The following is a 17,761-nucleotide window of genomic DNA, read 5'->3' on the forward strand; positions in this document are numbered from 1 at the left end:
ACTTCATATCTGTGAATCAATCATTTGCCGGTAAGAATACAGGAATTAAACCGTTTTTCGTTTGTCAAAATAAACCGAAATCATGTGGCACAGAAATTGCATAAAGGTATACAGGTAAAACTTTTAAAAAAGAGGGAGGCATGGGGATTATTCTAGTTAAGAAATTGAACTCACTGGTTTGAAAGCGGTTTCAAGGAGGAATGATAGGTGGAAAATGAGGTTACATTGAAAAGATCACTGAAATTATGGCAAATCGTTATGATGGGGTTAGCATATATGACCCCCATGGTCGTATTTGATACATTCGGCATTGTATCTGGGATTACGGGCGGCCATGTGCCGACTGCCTATATCGTTGCATTGGTGGGGATGCTTTTTACAGCTGCCAGCTATGGAAAACTTGTAAAGGTTTTTCCTGCTGCAGGTTCTGCCTACACTTATACGCAAAAGGCGATAAACCCGCATGTAGGATTCCTGGTAGGATGGTCCTCGTTGTTGGACTATTTGTTTTTACCTATGGTCAATGCATTGTTGACCAAAATTTATCTGACAGCATTATTTCCAGGAGTTCCTACATGGATCTGGGTAGTATTGTTCGTAGCAATCGTCACCATTCTCAATCTCAGGAGCGTCAATGTACTTGCTAATTTTAATGCGCTTTTTGTTTTAATTCAGATTGCCATCATGGCAGTGTTCATCATTCTTGTCGTCAAAGGTTTAAATGATGGAGAAGGTACAGGAGAAGTGTTTACATTAATGCCTTTCGTAAATGAAGGGATGGACTTCTCGGCCATAATAACCGGGGCTACGATCCTTTGTTTTTCCTTTTTGGGATTCGATGCGGTAACGACCCTATCTGAGGAAACGCCGGATCCGAAAAAAACGATTCCAAAAGCGATATTTTTAACTGCGCTATGGGGTGGAATCATCTTCATTACCGCATCTTTCTTTATTCAGCTCTTTTTTCCGGATATATCCCGTTTTAAGGAACCGGATGCTGCATTACCGGAAATCGCCCTTTATGTAGGCGGGAAGCTATTTCAATCCATTTTTCTTTGTACGACTTTCGTCAATACGCTAGCCTCGGGACTAGCATCACATGCCAGCGTTTCCCGTCTTTTGTATGTTATGGGCCGTGATAAAGTGTTTCCTGAAAAATGGTTTGGATTCATTCATCCCAAGTGGAAGACACCAGCCATTAATGTACTCATAGTTGGAGTCATTTCAATGTCGGCATTATTCTTTGATTTAGTGACAGCAACGTCACTGATCAACTTTGGTGCATTAATGGCATTTACCTTTGTAAATCTTTCAGTGATCAGCCATTTTATCATTCGGGAAAAGGAGCACCGAACGGTAAAGGGGTGTATTAAATACTTAATTATGCCTTTAATTGGAGCTATAGCAATTGGCATTCTATGGATCAACCTTGAGGCAAGTTCCCTAATAATGGGGACAAGTTGGTTCATTATTGGTTTTTGTTATCTATTATATATCACAAAGGCATTCAGGAAGGCACCGCCCCAATACCAAGTTGAAGAAATTCAGCTATAAGACTTTGCAAGGAAAAACGCATCCGATAAGGATGCTTCAGAATGTAGACAAACTCGATGAAAATCGAGTTTGTCTACATTTTTTTTTGGCTTGTACAAATTTGGACGTTGATTTCCACTTCAGGCACTCGCTTTCCGGGGGCGGTCCGGGAGCCTCCTCGGCGCAATTGCGCCTGTGGGGTCTCCCTTAGACTCGCTATTCCCGCAGGAGTCTCGCACCTTCCGTTCCAATCAACTATGTTTAAAATTTTAGATGGAAGCTCCTTTTGCATACAAACTGACGCATCCGATAAGGATGCGTCAGTTTGTATGCAATCCTGAAATGCCTATGAATTAATACATACCAAGCCTCTTAACGAAATGTAGTAAAACACATCCTTAAGCAGGCTATCTTCTTAGTCGTAGAATTTCTTCACGTGCTTTTTGATAGTTATCTATGGTTTTTTTATCGATTCGATGAAAAACACTTAAGTAAAGAGCATCAACCATGTTAAGTTGCATGATTCTAGATGCTATACTACCGATTCGTTGATCATGTTCGATGTCAGGAAAACAAAGTTGTATACTTGCTATTTTCAATAAAGGAGACTTTGTATAAGCGGTTATTGCCAATACTGGTACGTTTATCTTTTTCGCATATGAAGCCATCTCCAATATATCTTTTGTTTTTCCGGATGTGGAAAAAATGACCAACGCGTCTTCTGGTGTGAAATTGGAAATATGGGAAATAACTGTATGAAAGTCAGTGTTCATTCCTGTAGTAACGCCAAGTTTAGCAAATTTATTACTAGCATCCAATGCAGCCGTAGAGGAGCCCCCAACACCAAAAAATGCAATTTTCTTTGCTAGGCTTAAGCATTCCACTGCTTTTTCAAACTCTTTTTTGTTAAGCGTTTGTACTAAAGAGTCTAAAGCAAATTTATTGCTCATAGTTACTTTTTGGAAAAGTTGATAGGGCGTATCATTTTCACGCAGTAAAGAAAGGTCATTAATGTTGGCATTATTTGAACTCATTTCTTTCACCAATGTATGTTGAAAGGTTTTAAAGCTGTCTATACCCATTCTTTTACAAAAACGCACAACACTAGCTTGGGAAACATTTGCGTTGGTAGATATTTCAGAAATCGTGTAAGTTTGCACCAAATCTGCATGGTCCAATATATATTTGGCTACTTGCCGTTCAGCACGAGACAAGGAATCGGCTTTTTCATTTATTTTTTGTAATAAAGTTAAGCTCATGATATGTCTCCTTTATTAAATATTTTAAATGATGTAAATCCCTATTGTTTCATTTATATCATAAATGAAATGTTTTTTGCACATAATGCAAAAAAAAATGCCATAAAAGAAATTTTATTTCTTTTATTTTTAATAAAACCTTGATTTTTTAATTCTTTTTCAATAAGATTGGTTTGTGTGAATATTCAAAAAATTACGTTATAAGGAGGAGATAGTTTGAATCGGGCCATTTTACTTGTAAGTCATGGAAATTTAGCTTCGACTATGAAAGACTGTGTAGAGCTTATAGCAGGGAAACAGAAGCAACTCTTTGCATTGAGCATGGATGATCAAGTAACGTTAGATTCATTTGCAAGAGAACTGGAATCGGCCGTCAATCAATTGTTGGATTGGTACAAAGAAATAATCATTCTGGCAGATATTAAAGGGGGTACCCCATGCAATGCAGCTACACTTCAAGTGTTGAAAGGTAGCCGGGTACAAGTAATCGCTGGTTTTCATTTAGGTTTAGTTATTGAATCTTGCCTTTCACCGGTAAGTCCCGAAGAGCTTATAGCTAATACCTCTATGAGTATTTGCTATATAAACTCTACAGTTAACCCCATAAAGGAGGAATTGTAATGAGTATCGTTGTTACCCGTATCGATGAACGACTCATACATGGGCAAGTTGCTTATTCATGGAGTGTTGCTTATCAAGTCACAGAATTTATTGTAATTGATGATAGGGTTGCAACCGACCCTACACAACTTTTGTTACTAAGCTTGGCAGTACCTTCGGGGAAAAGATATGCTATCCTTTCTGTCGAAGATGCAGTCAAATATCTGGTTGAGCAGTCTGATCAGGAAAAAACGTTTATTGTAGTAAAAAGTCCTCGAGTCCTTTTATCTCTCATTGAAAAAGGTATCATTCTGCCTTCTATAAATGTAGGTGGCATGTACTATAAAGCAGGAAAACAGGAAATAAGTAAAACAGTCTATTTGGATGAAGAAGATAAATCTACTTTCCTCAAGATTAGAGATCACGGGATCCCTTGTGAGATCAGAACCTCTCCTAATGATAAATCGATTGATTTATTCACCAAGATTTAATGGTCGAAAAGATAGTCAGAGTAAAAAGGGGGAGGAAAAGTGGAAATTGAGTTAATATCAGCGATTTTGTTAAGTGGTTTTGTTGCAATTCTCATGACCGAAAATTATGGATATGGATATTGGATGATTAGCCGTCCCATTTTTGCTGGGCCATTGTTGGGACTAATAATGGGAGACCTACAGACTGGATTGATTGTAGGGGCCAGTGTGGAATTGATGTTTATGGGGGTCTTGCCCATTGGAGGTAGTGTTCCTCCTAATGCACAAATTGCTGGTCTAATTGGGACTATTTTCGCGATTAGTGCTGGGGGGAAGCCTGAGGTTGGAATTGCTCTGGCATTACCAATCGGTATTTTAGCACAATTTTTAATCATGCTAGCTTGGAACTTTAATATTTATCTAGTGCATCGGGCAGACAATGCTTTACAAGAGCTAAATCTAAAAAGGGCAGAACGGCTTCACCTTTTTGGAATAATCGTTTTTTTTACAGTGATGTTCATTCCAACTTTTTTAGCCGTTTATTTTGGTAGTGAATTTGTAAATAATATCGTAGGCTCAATGCCTTCTTGGTTTATGGAAGGGTTAAAGATTACAGCAGGGATCCTACCTGCAATTGGAATGGCCATGCTCCTGAAAATGATGAACTTCAAGAAGTTTTGGTCATTTTTCCTAATTGGATTTGTTCTGGCAGTCTACTTGGAACTAAATGTACTATCGATAGCCTTTTTGGGTCTTGGAATCGCGGTCAGCATTACAGCAGTGGGAACGAAAGGAAGTGATAGTGGAATTCCCCGTGATTCCTCCCGCAAGAGTACAGCTAAAACGACGATTCTGACAAGGAAAGATTTAATGAAAACATTCTTCCGCACTTTCTTCAGTATGACGTCTATAAATTATGAGCGTTATGGCAGTTTAGGATTCTGCTATGCGATATTGCCGGCACTCAAAAAACTCTATCCAAATAATCAGGATTTAAAAGAATCGGTTGTTCGTCATAATGAATTTTTTAACTGCCATCCGTATACTTCCAATGCCATCATAGGTGTTACTCTAGCACTTGAAGAACAACGTGCACAAGGTAATCCCATCACATCCGACACAATTTCTTCTACGAAAGCCGCATTGATGGGACCGCTCTCTGGAATTGGCGATTCTGTTTTTAAAGCAACTTTTATGACCATTTTTGCTGCAATCGGCGCTGGTTTGGCGTTGGATGGAAATTCACTTGGACCCATTATATTTATTGTGCCAAACGTCTTGCTCAATATTTTTTCCCGTTACTACGGTATTGTCTATGGGTACCAGTTTGGGATAAGCCTCATCCTTAAAATGAAAGACTCTGATGTGCTAAATAAGTTTGTTCAGGGAGCTACCATTGTAGGATTAATGGTAACAGGATCAATGGTAGTGAATTTTGTTAAAGTGGCCGTGGTTGCTAAATGGAACTTTGGTGGAAAAGAAATAAATTTACAAGAACTTCTTGATTCAATTTTACCTGGGCTTTTACCTCTCCTCTTAACACTTGGTTTCTTATGGGCATTACTTAAATATCAAAAAGCTATCTACTGGTTAATCCTCCTTTGCTTTATGGTAGGATTAGCTGGTAAATTCTTGGGGGTTGTTTAGGTGGTAATTATGGATAAAAAAAACGTACTGGAATCTATTAAGAATGGATTGATAGTTTCGTGCCAGGCTAGAAGGGGATGGCCGATGTATGGGGCGGAAATCATGGGCGCATTAAGCAAGGCTGCAGAAAAGGGAGGCGCAGTTGGTATTAGGGCTACCGGGCCAGAAAATATTAAAGCGATTAAAAAGGTAACAAAACTGCCTGTATTAGGTATTCACAAGCAATGGACCGAAGAATGTGAAGTATATATTACTCCTACCTATGAAAGTGCTATAAGCATTATTGAGGCTGGAGCGTCAATCGTAGCATTAGATGGGACTCAACGAAAGCGCCCCCATGGAGAAACGGTAGAAAGAATCATAGGTAAAATAAATAGTGAGCATCCCAATATTTTAGTGATGGCAGATTGTGCGACCTTTGAAGAGGGACTAATCGCAGAAAAGTTCGGTGCTGATATAATATCAACCACATTGTGTGGGTATACAGAGGAAACAAAATACGTGAAGGAGGTTGATTATGACCTTATTCGAAAACTCTCTTCTGCCTTAAATATCCCCATCATCGCTGAAGGGCATATTCATACGAAAGATCATGCTAGAAAAGCTATTGAAAGTGGAGCTTTTGCAGTTGTAGTAGGAACGGCCATTACTCGCCCGGAAATTATCACAAAAAGGTTTGTAGATGAGTTAAACCTGTTGGTTGGAAAATAGAAGTTTCAATATATATTTTGAGTATTTTTTTAAGCTTAACAGTTGGTTCCTAGGATTGACTGCCTTTGATTAGATTTGTACCCATCATTTGGCATCTGCTACAGGTCAACACTTTCTTTTTCAAGATAAACAAAAAAAGAGCACTCAATGAATGTTTATACATTTATTTGGTGCTTTTTTTTGTATGTAATCATCACTTTTTACATATGCAAATCTGAATTGCTTATGAATTAATACATATGTCCTGATGAGTGTATGTGTGATATGGATGAGGGCAAATGGCGGTATGGTGCTATTCATACAATATCCTCAAAGCTGGCATGAAAGTTGCTTAATAAGTAATAAGAATAAAAGAGAGGTGCTAAAATGACAGAGAAAATTAAGGTTATTGAAAAACGTCAATTGGATAATCCGCTGCAAGAATTCCAGGATATCTTAAAAGAAGCGATTCATGTTTTGGACTATCCAGAGCAGGTTTTTGATTTTCTGAAAGCGCCAATGCGTTTTCTGGAAGTCTGTATTCCTATTCAAATGGATAATGGCGAGACAAGGATGTTTCAAGGGTATCGTGCTCAACATAATGATGCAGCAGGTCCAACGAAAGGGGGAATCCGGTTTCACCCGGATGTCACTCCTGAAGAAGTTAAGGCATTGGCCGGATGGATGAGCTTGAAATGCGGAATAACCGATCTTCCATACGGAGGGGCAAAAGGCGGCATTGTGTGTGATCCGAGACAGATGAGTTCATCTGAGCTTGAACGATTAAGCAGAGGGTATGTCAGGGCAGTAAGTCAAATAGTGGGCCCTACAAAAGATATCCCGGCACCAGATATGTATACGAATTCACAAATCATGGCCTGGATGCTGGATGAATATGATCACATCAGGGAATTCGATTCACCGGGCTTCATTACAGGAAAGCCTCTGAGATTAGGAGGATCGAAGGGCAGGGAAAAAGCCACTTCCAAGGGCGTATTATATACACTTCAAATGATTTGTGATTTAAAGGGGATTCCCATTGAAGGCATGCGGGTAATCATCCAGGGATTCGGGAATGTTGGCAGTCATTTAGCATTGTATTTACATGAAATGGGGGCAAAGGTTGTCGGAATAGCGGATGAACTTGGAGGTTTATATGATCCGAATGGATTGGACATTCCTTACCTTTTGGAGAACAGGGACTCTTTTGGGGTCGTTTCGAACTTATACAAAGATTCATTATCCAATCAAGAATTATTGGAAAAAGAGTGTGATGTGCTGATCCCCGCAGCCATTAGCGGAGTGGTGAATAAGGATAATGCAAAACGACTAAAATGTGAAATCCTGATTGAAGCAGCAAATGGGCCGACGACAAAGGAAGCGATCAAGATTCTCGATGATAAAGGTATAGTGCTAGTCCCGGATATTTTGGCGAATTCAGGAGGGGTGATAGTCTCGTATTTTGAATGGTGCCAGAACAATCAAGGTTATTACTGGACGGAAGAGCTTGTAGATGAACGATTGAAGGAAAAGATAACGGCCAGCTTTTTGAATGTCTACCATACTTCACAAAAATATTCCGTGAACATGAAAGTGGCTGCTTATATTGAAGGGATTCGCAAAATAGCAGAAGCATCCCAGCTTCGGGGGTGGATCAGGTTCTGAACGAATTAGGGTTTACAAGAAAGGAGGCAATCCGTTGAATTTTGATATTCTTTCCGAAAATAAAGAAAACCAGGCTATTCATCATTTTTGCTTATTGTCACAAGATTATAGATATGATGTAACCATTGTATATTCGGCCCAGTTTTTCGGTAAAGCAATGGTGACTTCCATGCAAAGCGGAAGAATGATCCTGCTTTGTGCCAATGATATTAATTTGGATCAGTACTGGGCTCCGACCCTTGGTATTGAACAAGAAGATATATCTGAGTTCCAAAACTTTCTAAGGTTAGTTTTACAAACCCCATTTCATTTTGAAGAATACTGAAGGAAGGAATGATGTAAATGTACGTTGATGTGATTCTTAGCCCTTGTGATGGCAGGGTTGAAAAAATTTCAATATCCAAAAATTCCAGATTTTACGAATGGGAACCATTATTTCAGATTAAGAAGGCAGATGGAAGTGTGGAAATCATTGATATTGGTGTCAGCGGGAAAATAGAAACTTTGGAGGTATTGGAGGGCGAACCAGTGGTGGCCGGCGAGGTACTCGCCTATTTTAAAGAAGATTTATTTGTGACCGGCAGCGATTAATATAAAACGAAAAGAAGATGAGATGATATGATTCATCTTCTTCAGTTTGTAGACAAAAGGGGTTCGGAATTAAAAAATTCTGAACCCCTTTTGAAATTCCCTTTGAATTTTCGCCTAAAGTTAAGAGATTGCGGCTCTACGAGCCCACATGTTAGGCCATTTTTGGACCTCACCATGTCCAATTGGCAATCTTCTTTAAATTAATTGCAGCCTCCATTTTACGAACCAAATGGTACGGTGGCGCCAGTTGATCTAAAGTAATCATTTCAAGTTGATCTCGCTGAATAGAATCATGTTTAGAAAGCATCCTCATCACCTCAAGTTTTAATACTTCTGTTTTAAAACAAAAATGACTCCAGGCAAAAGTGTTCTATCTAAAAGGTAAGACAAAGTTGATTGGAGCGGGTGTTCGAGACTCCTGCTTAGAAAAGCGCGTCTAGCGGAGACCCCGCAGGCGAAAGCCGAGGGCCGACCGCCCGCGGAAAGCGAGTGCCCTACGTTCTAATCAACGTCCAAGTTGTACAAGCCATAAAAAATAGACAAACTCGATTTTCATCGAGTTTGTCTACAGTCTGAAGAAGATGATATGATTCATCTTCTTTTTGTTTTATCCGATGATCCTCCACTTCTCTCTTATTTTCATGGTCCCCTATACCCCAATTTTGCAGAAACCCGATTCCCAGTTTCCATCACATTCTTAATGAGGAAATCGAGTCTTTCATCTGTCAGGTTAAAACTGACAAAACCAATGCTCACCGCACCGTGAACCTCACCAAAATGGTTCAATATCGGTACGGCAACAGAACATGTTCCCTCTGTTCTTTCACTGTGACTGATCCCATGTCCCTTCGTTTTAGTCTCTTGCAATATATCCCAAAAAGCTGCTCTTTCTTGAGATGGCAGAAGAGCATCTACGATTTTTTTCGTTTGATTATATGGCATATAGGCGAGCATCGCTTTATTGGCAGCCCCGATATGCATAGGTACACGTGAGCCAAGCTGGTCATAAACCCGGATTTGGCTCTTTTCACTGTCGATCCTTTCGATAACGAGTGATTCCATCCCGATTGGTTGGCTTAGATAGACGCTTTCCTCCACTTTGTTCATCAGCCTTTCGAGTTCAGGCCTTATTTGACTAATGTAATCCATTTTGTCATACATGCGCAAACCATATTCGAGCCAAATATTCCCCAAACCATATTGTTTGGATTGCCCGTCCTGTTGAATTAATCCATGCAAGGACATTGCCTTTAACAAACGATGCATGGAGCTGACAGGAAGATCACATTCTTGGGAAAGTTCCGTAATTGACAGCCAGTTTTCCGAAGAATTGGATACCAGCACCTTTATAACGTTCATGGCGCGGTCAATTGATTGCATATACAAACCACCTATCTTTCCATACAAGTTAAATAAAAAGTTAATTTATTTGAAAATTTAAAACATATTGACATTATACCAAAACTGAATTTATAATAAAAGAAAAATTCCTATTAGCGGAAACGTTTTCCACTATGCGGAAAAGGAGGGGGAGGCAGTGACATTTTGTTCGTCTATGTACAAACCATTGGAACGTGTCATTGTAAAACATCCGAAAGAAGCTTTTATTAGTCAAGAGCATTTAAGCCAAACATGGGAGAACTTCAACTTTTTGGAAGAGCCAGATTTCAACGAAGCGCTAACAGAGTATGGTGACTTTATATCCATTTTGGAGAAATATGTCCCAAATATCGATTATTTGCCAGCATCTTCGGTAGTTGGCATTGACTCCTTATATGCGCATGACCCAGTAAAATTCACTAGCCAAGGGGCCATTATTTTAAAGTCGGGGAAAAAATCGAGGCAGCCTGAAGCGACTGTATACAAGGAATACTGTAAGGAAAAGAACATCCCGATCATTGGGTATTTAACGGGTGATGCGGTCGCGGATGGCGGTGATATCGTTTGGCTTGATGATAAGACCTTGGTTGTCGGGCATGGTTATCGTACAAACGCTGAAGCCATTCGGCAATTAAAGGAAATGACCGCATATCTTGTGGATGAATTCATCGTAGTTCAGCTTCCGCATGATCAAGGAGAGGCAGAGTGTCTCCATCTCATGTCTTTCATCAGCATGGTCGACCATGATTTAGCGGTAGTTCATTCCCGCCTTATGCCTGTCTTTTTCAGAAAACTGCTTATTGAGCGAGGCATTCAGCTTATCGAAGTGCCGATTGATGAGTACTTGAACTTGGGTTGTAATGTGCTTGCCATTGCTCCGCGGGTTTGCGTGATACCTTCTGGTAACGCTTACACGAAGCAAAAATTAATTGATGCGGGAGCGACAGTTTATGAGTACAAAGGAACTGAAATCAGTTTCAAGGGCACTGGAGGTCCTACCTGTTTAACCTGCCCGGTGGTGCGTACAAATATTGATGAAGGGGGATTGAAATGAGTCAATTACTATGGGATACTCCAGAAACGCTCCGTGCTTTGTTGTGTGAACTTGTTAGCTGGGAAAGCCGGACTCTTACACCAGGGGAGCGAACGTTCCCTTATAAGGTGCAAGAGAAATTAAGGGAGCTTGATTATTTTAAAAGGAACCCGGCACACTTATCGCTTCACGAGGCAGATTTAGGAAGGAATTTTGTGAATGCCTTTTATAAACATCCCGATAGCAGGGAGACCGTAGTATTAATTAGCCATTTTGATACGGTTCATACTGAAGAATACGGTGACCTTGAGACTCTTGCATTTCAACCAGAGGAGCTCACGAAAAAACTTCATGATAGGAAAGATGATCTGCCGGAAGAAGCGCGCATTGATCTGGAATCAGGAAAGTACTTGTTTGGTAGAGGAACGATGGATATGAAAATGGGGCTTGCCCTTCATATGGCTATCATCGAAAAGGCAAGCATCGAACAATGGCCGATCAATCTCCTGCTGTTAACGGTTCCGGATGAGGAAGTGAATTCTGCGGGAATGAGGGCTGCAGTTAAAGAACTTGTGGCTTTACGTGATAAATATGACCTTTCCTATAAAATGTTTTTTAATAGTGAACCGTCCTTTTCACAGAAACCGGGTGATAATAATCATTATATTTATTCCGGAACTTTGGGGAAAATCATGCCCGCTGCCCTTTTTTATGGGAAAGAAACTCATGTAGGTGAGCCATTAAAGGGCATAACCGCTAACTATATAGCCTCGTTTCTCACGCAGCTCATGGAGTGGAACACTCTTTTTCTGGAAAGTGACCTTGGCGAGGAAACACCTTTACCAGTATCACTTCAGCAAAAAGATCTAAAACTACAATATTCAACACAGACACCTTATCGGGCAGCCGCGCTTTATAATGTGTTCATCATGAAAAGAACAGCTGCAGAAATAATGGATTTATTCGAGCAGGTTGCGAACGAAGCAGCGATGAAATGCAATGAATCTTATAAAGAACTTTGCCTGCGTGAACAAATTGAAGGTGTAGGCGAAGTACAAGTATTGCGCTACGAAAAGTTACTTTCATATGCCGAGGGCAAATTTGGCGGGAGTTTTGTTCAGCAAATAAAGAGTGAAGTTAAAGGAAACAAGGATTTGGATGAACGGGAAAAATCAGTGCGGATCGCTGAAAAATTGATGATACAATGTCAGGAGCTTTCACCCGCCATTGTATTGCTGTTCGCACCGCCATATTATCCAGCCGTCAATTCGTCCGATGATCCGCTTATCATCGAATCTGTGAAATTAATGAAGGAAACGGCCAGAAAGTTTGATGAAGAAGTCAGACAAATTCATTATTTTAATGGCCTTTGCGATTTAAGCTATGTTCAATATACTGATGACTCTGACGGCTGGACGGCTTTTGAAAAAAATACACCAGTCTGGGGCGATACTTACAGCATTCCTTTTGCCGATATGCAAAAACTTCAGGCACCCGTACTTAATGTGGGGCCATTCGGTAAGGATGCCCATCAACGTACTGAGCGCCTTCACATCGATAGCGCCTTTGTCCATACGCCCGTTTTGCTTGAGAAGTTAATAATGAGTATGTTTAAGTGTTTGGTTGAGAAGTGATGGTCCGACAGGAAAACTGGATTAATAGTATTAAACTTTAACTGGGGGTTTTAATATGAATGACCTGCCTAATGGTCCAATCACTTCCAAGCCGCTTGATCAGAATAATAAGCCACTTAACCAACTAACGGAGTTGCCGGAAAAAGGGGTAAATCCTTTTGTATTAATGTTTATCGTAATTGTGATAGTGACGGTTCTAACCTATATCTTACCAGCAGGCCAATATGAAAGAATTGAAAAGGATGGCCGAAGTGTAGTCGATCCCACTTCTTTTGAATTCGTAGAATCAACACCTGTGGGATTATTGGAAATGTTCAGCAGTATTCACGCAGGGATGATTGAAGGAGCGTCAATTATCTTGTTCGTCTTTTTGTTTGGCGGAGCACTGGGAATCATGCAGGCAACAGGGGCACTGGATTCTTTCATTAAGTTTGTGGCTGTCCGATTCGGAACAAAAGAAAAATTGCTTATTCCGTTGATGGTATTAATCTTCGCATCATTAGGGACACTGATTGGCTCTGCTGAAGATGCTTTAGTTTATATCGCCATCATTGTTCCGATGACGATCGCATTAGGCTTTGATGCACTTACTGGTTTTGCGATCGTCATCCTTGGAACATTGGCGACTGGATTCATTTCGGGCATTACGAACCCATTTAATGTTGGAGTTGCCCAAAGCATTGCAGAATTGCCCATGTATTCGGGAATGGGATTGCGGATCGCTCTTCTTGCAGTTTTTTATGTCGTTACAGTATTGTACATCTATTTTCATGCAATGAAGGTTAAAAGGAACCCTGAACTGGGGGAGTATGGGAAATTCAGGCGTGAAGAACATGGACAACTTGATAAAAACTTTAGGATGAGCAAAAGACATAGCGCTGCTTTAATTATTTTATTGGTGAATTTCATCCTATTAGTCTATGGAGTTATTAAATTAGGATGGTATATAAGTGAAATTGGCGGCTTGTTTTTATTAAGCGGGATCATAATGGGCCTAATCGGAGGCTTGACTCCGTCCAAGATGGCTAATGGTTTTATTTCAGGAGCAGGCGATATGGTTTCCGGGGCATTGATAATAGGTGTTGCTCAGACAATCTTGGTCATCATTACAAGTGGCGGATTGCTTGATACCATTTTATATTATGCTGCAGGATTGGTTGAGCAGCTTCCTCCCGCCATAAATGCAATCGGAATGTTCATTGTCCAATTATTCCTTAACTTCATTGTTCCTTCAGGAAGCGGACAAGCAGCATTGACGATGCCGATCATGGCTCCATTAGCGGATTTAATGGGTGTGACAAGACAAACGGCAGTTTTAGCTTTCCAATTAGGGGATGGGATTTCAAATATGATATTTCCGACTTCTGGAGTGCTATTGGCTGGACTGGCAGTGGCCGGCATATCATTTACGAAATGGGTGAAATGGGTATTTCCCTATCTTTTGATACAGGTTGCCGTAGCAATTATCTTTTTGATCATTGCTCAAAGCATAAAGTATGGCCCTTTTTAAAGATCTGAAATATCCGAATATTCGAACTAAGTGATCTAGGAGGCATTTATGATGAAGACAATACAGGAGACAGTTGTGGATGAAGTGATTTCATGGAGACGTCATTTTCATGAAAATCCGGAGCTCTCGTATCAGGAGCACCAGACTTCCGAATTCATTTTTAGGAAATTAAAAACCTTTACAGGATTAGATGTGACAAGACCTACCGAAACGAGTGTTTTAGCGGTTCTCAAAGGCGCAAAAAAATCACCCCGAAAATCGAATACCATTTCTTTTCGTGCAGATATTGATGCACTCCCGATTGAAGAGGAAGCAGATATTGAATATAAATCAAAAAACCCTGGGGTTATGCATGCATGCGGACATGATGCACATGCTGCGATGTTATTAGGTGCTGCAAAAGTCCTCTCCGGGAAAATAGACGAGATTAATGGAGAAATCAGGTTTATTTTCCAACATGCCGAAGAGGTTCTGCCAGGAGGAGCTCAGGAATTGGTGAAAAAAGGGGTCATGGAAGGAGTTGATTATGCATTTGCATTGCATGTTACTCCTTATGAACGAACAGGAACCATATGTTTAAGGGAAGGGGTATTCTGTGCAGCAGCCGATGATTTTGAAATTAAAATCATTGGGCAGGGCGGTCATGCGTCGACTCCGGAATTAACGGTAGATCCGCTTATCATTGGTGCAGAAATAACGACGAATATTCAGCATATCGTTTCCAGAAAAATTTCAGCTCTTAGGACACCTGTCATTTCAGTCACCCAATTCCATTCCGGAAGTGCGCTCAATGTCATACCTGAATATGCAGAAATCGGCGGCACCATTCGTTCCTTGGACGCTGATAGCCGAGTGAAAGCAAGGGAGTATCTAGAGCAAATCGTTAAGGGGGTTTCAGAAGCGCATGGGGCAAAATGTGAAGTAACTTGGTATTTAGGGTATCCAGCGGTGGTGAATGATAAAGCTGCCGTTGATATTTCAAGAACGGTCATGGAAGGTATTTTTGAGGAAAATAATATCATCCAGGCTGATGATCCCATGTTTGGGACAGAAGATTTTTCGGCTTTTTCCGAAATCGTTCCCTCTTCCATGCAATTTCTAGGCGTCCATGATAATGAGTTTGGAAAAGCTTATCCTTTGCACCATCCTAAATTTAAAGTCGATGAGAAGGCTTTAGGGTATGGAGTAAGATATTTTGTAGGAATAGCGGATAAATTATGCGGTCATCAAAATAATCGAGAAAGCATGGACTAAGAAGAGATATCCCTTATAGTTAGAAAGGCTTTCGGTTGTCTCTTCTCTCGCTTTTGTCATAGATAAGCAACTGCTTGAACAGCAAAAAGGTGAATTTCCCACATTTTAAAAAATAAGCAACCTATTTAGGAGGAATATATATGTTTAATCACGCGATTGTAAGAAAGATTGGAAAAAGTTTTGTAAATGGCTTAACAACATCGGATTTAGGAAACCCGAATTATGAAAAAGCGCTTGTACAACACGAGGCTTATGTAAAAGCATTAAAACAATGCGGTGTGAAAGTGACCGTTCTCGAATCGGATGAGAGGTATCCTGATTCCACGTTTGTAGAAGATACCGCGGTTTTGACGCCAAAATGTGCCCTTGTAACCAATCCTGGAGCAGAAAGCCGGAATGGCGAGATTAATGAAATGAAAGAAGTTTTAAAGGACTTTTATGACACAATCGAATATATTCAATCTCCAGGTATGTTAGATGGCGGGGATGTAATGCAAGTTGAGGATCACTTCTATGTTGGCCTTTCAACCAGAACGAATGAAGCAGGTGCTCTGCAGTTCAAAGACATCATGGGTAAGTATGGGTATGGCACGACCATCATTCCCCTTAAGAAATTCTTTCATTTAAAAACGGGTGTCAATTATCTGGGAGACAATAATTTATTAGTGGCAGGGGAATTCATTAATCATGAGGCTTTTTCTAGCTTTAATCAAATCATCGTAAAAGAGGAAGAAGAATACTCCGGTAACTGCGTCAGAATGAACGACTGCGTTATTGTCCCGAAAGGGTTTGAGGGTACAAAGAAAAAGATTGAAGAATTGGGATACACAGTGATTGAAGTGGAAATGACTGAATTTCAAAAACAAGATGGCGGCCTTAGTTGTCTCTCATTGAGGTTCTAAGATGGTTTGGGAGAAGGCATAGGCTAATAGATAAGATAAGGACGTGATTATATGGGGTATGGACTGGAGAATAATGATCAGCTGCAACGCTCAATGAAAAGACGCCATTTATTTATGCTTTCACTTGGCGGCGTAATTGGTACAGGCCTTTTTTTAAATGCTGGCTATACAATTAACCAAGCGGGGGCAGGAGGAGCCCTGATCGGTTATCTAGCAGGCGGTCTTATTTTGTATATGGTCATGGTCTGCCTTGGCGAGCTAGCCGTTCATATGCCGGTTACAGGATCGTTCCAAAAATATGCTGCCGAATATATTGGGCCTTCCGCTGGTTTCTCTCTTGGATGGATGTATTTCGTAGGTTCAGCCGCAACTGCAGGAGTTGAATTTACGGCAGCGGGAATATTGATGAAACAATGGTTCCCCCATAGTCCTACCTGGATTTGGTGTGCGGTGTTCATAGTGCTTTTATTTACATTGAATGCATTAACGACAAGAGGTTTTGCAGAAGCAGAATATTGGTTCGCTGGAATAAAAATCGTTGCAGTGATTTTGTTTATCTTGATTGGAATCGCTGGTATCTTTGGTTTTGTCTCTTTATCTGATCGTCCAACCCCATTCTTCGAGAACTTGGCACCTTCTGGTCTTTTTCCAGTTGGCGGCATTACGATTATCTTTGTGACAATGATGAATGTTATATTTTCTTATCAAGGCTCGGAACTTATAGGAATTGCGGCAGGTGAAAGTGAAAAACCTGAAGAGAACATCCCAAAAGCCATTCGAAACGTACTATTTAGAATCATTGTTTTTTACATTTCGTCCATTATCATCCTTTCCGCCATATTCCCTTCTTCGGAATTAGGCTTATTGGAAAGTCCTTTTGTAACTTTGATGAAGATAGTGGGGATACCTTATGCAGCAGGTATCATGAATTTCATTATATTAACAGCCATTCTTTCAGTGGGGAATTCATGTCTTTATGCATCTACAAGGTTGCTTTGGTCGATGGCCCATGATGGGATGGCACCAAAAGTGTTTGGTCTATTGTCCAAAAGGAAAGTGCCCTTGAATGCCCTTCTTTTTACGATATGCTTTTCGCTTCTCTCGTTATTGACGAGCTTCATTGCGGCGGATACTGTGTTCGTGATACTAATGTCCATAGCGGGTATCTCCGTCACGATTTCATGGATGGGAATTGCTTTATCGCAATATATGTTTAGAAAGAAATTTATTAAAGCGGGTGGCAAAACGGAAGACTTACAATACATAGTACCGTTTTACCCATTCGTCCCGTTGTTTTGTTTAGGCTTTTGTTCGCTGATTCTAGTATTCCTTGCCTTTGACCCTACTCAAAGAGTTGGACTATTTTATGGAATAGGATTTTTGGTAGCCTGTATATTATTCTATAAATTTAAATTGGCTAAGAAAGCAGAGTCGAACACGAACTTAGAAAATGAAAAAATATTGTAATAGAGTCCATATATTGATTGCCCGTTCGTATTAAAAGGTTAGCCAGTTATTACTGGTTGACCTTTTTTTAATCTTGTAGCTGCGGTCACTTGATGATTATTTACTGAATCGGGAGGGGAATACTGA

At 40.3% G+C, this 17,761-nt stretch carries 16 protein-coding genes; 14 read left to right on the forward strand and 2 right to left on the reverse strand.

Annotated elements, in window-relative coordinates; translation table 11 throughout:
• Positions 1-207 precede the first annotated feature (207 nt).
• Positions 208-1,554 (forward strand): APC family permease, encoded by a 1,347-nt coding sequence (locus tag ACFX4H_RS03085; RefSeq protein WP_312008953.1) that lies wholly within the window; start codon positions 208-210, stop codon positions 1,552-1,554.
• Between the two features lie 386 nt (positions 1,555-1,940).
• Here ACFX4H_RS03085 and ACFX4H_RS03090 read toward each other — a convergent pair whose 3' ends face one another.
• Positions 1,941-2,795, reverse strand: a complete 855-nt coding sequence (locus tag ACFX4H_RS03090) for a MurR/RpiR family transcriptional regulator (protein WP_377434708.1) — start codon at positions 2,793-2,795, stop codon at positions 1,941-1,943.
• Positions 2,796-3,008: 213 nt separating this feature from the next.
• On the opposite strand from ACFX4H_RS03090, the gene ACFX4H_RS03095 reads away from it, so the two are divergent.
• From ACFX4H_RS03095 to ACFX4H_RS03125, 7 genes are all read left to right on the forward strand, one after another.
• A complete protein-coding gene (locus ACFX4H_RS03095; RefSeq protein WP_377433858.1) occupies positions 3,009-3,413 on the forward strand; it encodes a PTS sugar transporter subunit IIA in 405 nt (134 codons plus the stop codon).
• The gene (locus ACFX4H_RS03100) at positions 3,413-3,883 is read left to right on the forward strand and encodes a PTS sugar transporter subunit IIB (protein ID WP_340876772.1); all 471 of its coding nucleotides are present in this window, start codon (positions 3,413-3,415) and stop codon (positions 3,881-3,883) included. The genes ACFX4H_RS03095 and ACFX4H_RS03100 overlap by 1 nt, the downstream gene beginning before the upstream one ends.
• Positions 3,884-3,922: 39 nt before the next feature.
• Positions 3,923-5,509, forward strand: coding sequence for a PTS system mannose/fructose/sorbose family transporter subunit IID (locus ACFX4H_RS03105; protein ID WP_377433861.1), 1,587 nt, complete (start codon positions 3,923-3,925; stop codon positions 5,507-5,509).
• 9 nt (positions 5,510-5,518) lie between these two features.
• A complete protein-coding gene (locus tag ACFX4H_RS03110; protein ID WP_063577687.1) occupies positions 5,519-6,220 on the forward strand; it encodes an N-acetylmannosamine-6-phosphate 2-epimerase in 702 nt (233 codons plus the stop codon).
• Between the two features lie 366 nt (positions 6,221-6,586).
• Positions 6,587-7,864: a Glu/Leu/Phe/Val family dehydrogenase gene (locus ACFX4H_RS03115; protein ID WP_063590769.1), complete on the forward strand. Its 1,278-nt coding sequence runs from the start codon at positions 6,587-6,589 to the stop codon at positions 7,862-7,864.
• A gap of 34 nt (positions 7,865-7,898) precedes the next feature.
• On the forward strand, positions 7,899-8,189 hold the full coding sequence (locus ACFX4H_RS03120; RefSeq protein ID WP_377433864.1) for an SAV0927 family protein: 291 nt from the start codon (positions 7,899-7,901) through the stop codon (positions 8,187-8,189).
• Positions 8,190-8,206: 17 nt separating this feature from the next.
• Positions 8,207-8,455 carry a biotin/lipoyl attachment domain-containing protein gene (locus ACFX4H_RS03125; protein ID WP_377433867.1) on the forward strand — a complete coding sequence of 83 codons (249 nt, stop codon included), beginning with the start codon at positions 8,207-8,209 and terminating at the stop codon, positions 8,453-8,455.
• A 639-nt stretch (positions 8,456-9,094) separates the two neighbouring features.
• On the opposite strand, the gene ACFX4H_RS03130 is transcribed toward ACFX4H_RS03125, so the two are convergent.
• Positions 9,095-9,835: an IclR family transcriptional regulator gene (locus ACFX4H_RS03130; RefSeq protein ID WP_377433869.1), complete on the reverse strand. Its 741-nt coding sequence runs from the start codon at positions 9,833-9,835 to the stop codon at positions 9,095-9,097.
• A 175-nt stretch (positions 9,836-10,010) separates the two neighbouring features.
• On the opposite strand from ACFX4H_RS03130, the gene ACFX4H_RS03135 reads away from it, so the two are divergent.
• The 6 genes from ACFX4H_RS03135 to ACFX4H_RS03160 all read left to right on the forward strand — a co-directional run bounded on the left by ACFX4H_RS03135 (position 10,011) and on the right by ACFX4H_RS03160 (position 17,635).
• Positions 10,011-10,889, forward strand: a complete 879-nt coding sequence (locus ACFX4H_RS03135; RefSeq protein WP_377434710.1) for a dimethylarginine dimethylaminohydrolase family protein — start codon at positions 10,011-10,013, stop codon at positions 10,887-10,889.
• A complete protein-coding gene (locus ACFX4H_RS03140; protein ID WP_377433871.1) occupies positions 10,886-12,502 on the forward strand; it encodes a M20/M25/M40 family metallo-hydrolase in 1,617 nt (538 codons plus the stop codon). The genes ACFX4H_RS03135 and ACFX4H_RS03140 overlap by 4 nt, the downstream gene beginning before the upstream one ends.
• A 166-nt stretch (positions 12,503-12,668) precedes the next feature.
• A complete protein-coding gene (locus ACFX4H_RS03145) occupies positions 12,669-14,012 on the forward strand; it encodes a YfcC family protein (RefSeq protein WP_230135735.1) in 1,344 nt (447 codons plus the stop codon).
• Positions 14,013-14,060: 48 nt separating this feature from the next.
• Entirely contained in the window at positions 14,061-15,266 is a 1,206-nt protein-coding gene (locus tag ACFX4H_RS03150) for an amidohydrolase (protein ID WP_377433874.1), read from the forward strand.
• Between the two features lie 140 nt (positions 15,267-15,406).
• Positions 15,407-16,168, forward strand: coding sequence for a dimethylarginine dimethylaminohydrolase family protein (locus ACFX4H_RS03155; protein WP_377433877.1), 762 nt, complete (start codon positions 15,407-15,409; stop codon positions 16,166-16,168).
• A 51-nt stretch (positions 16,169-16,219) separates the two neighbouring features.
• Positions 16,220-17,635 carry an amino acid permease gene (locus ACFX4H_RS03160; RefSeq protein WP_377433879.1) on the forward strand — a complete coding sequence of 472 codons (1,416 nt, stop codon included), beginning with the start codon at positions 16,220-16,222 and terminating at the stop codon, positions 17,633-17,635.
• Positions 17,636-17,761 lie beyond the last annotated feature (126 nt).

The sequence above is a fragment of the Peribacillus sp. YIM B13477 genome (genome assembly GCF_042787955.1).
GTDB classification, from domain to species: Bacteria; Bacillota; Bacilli; order Bacillales; family DSM-1321; genus Peribacillus; species Peribacillus frigoritolerans.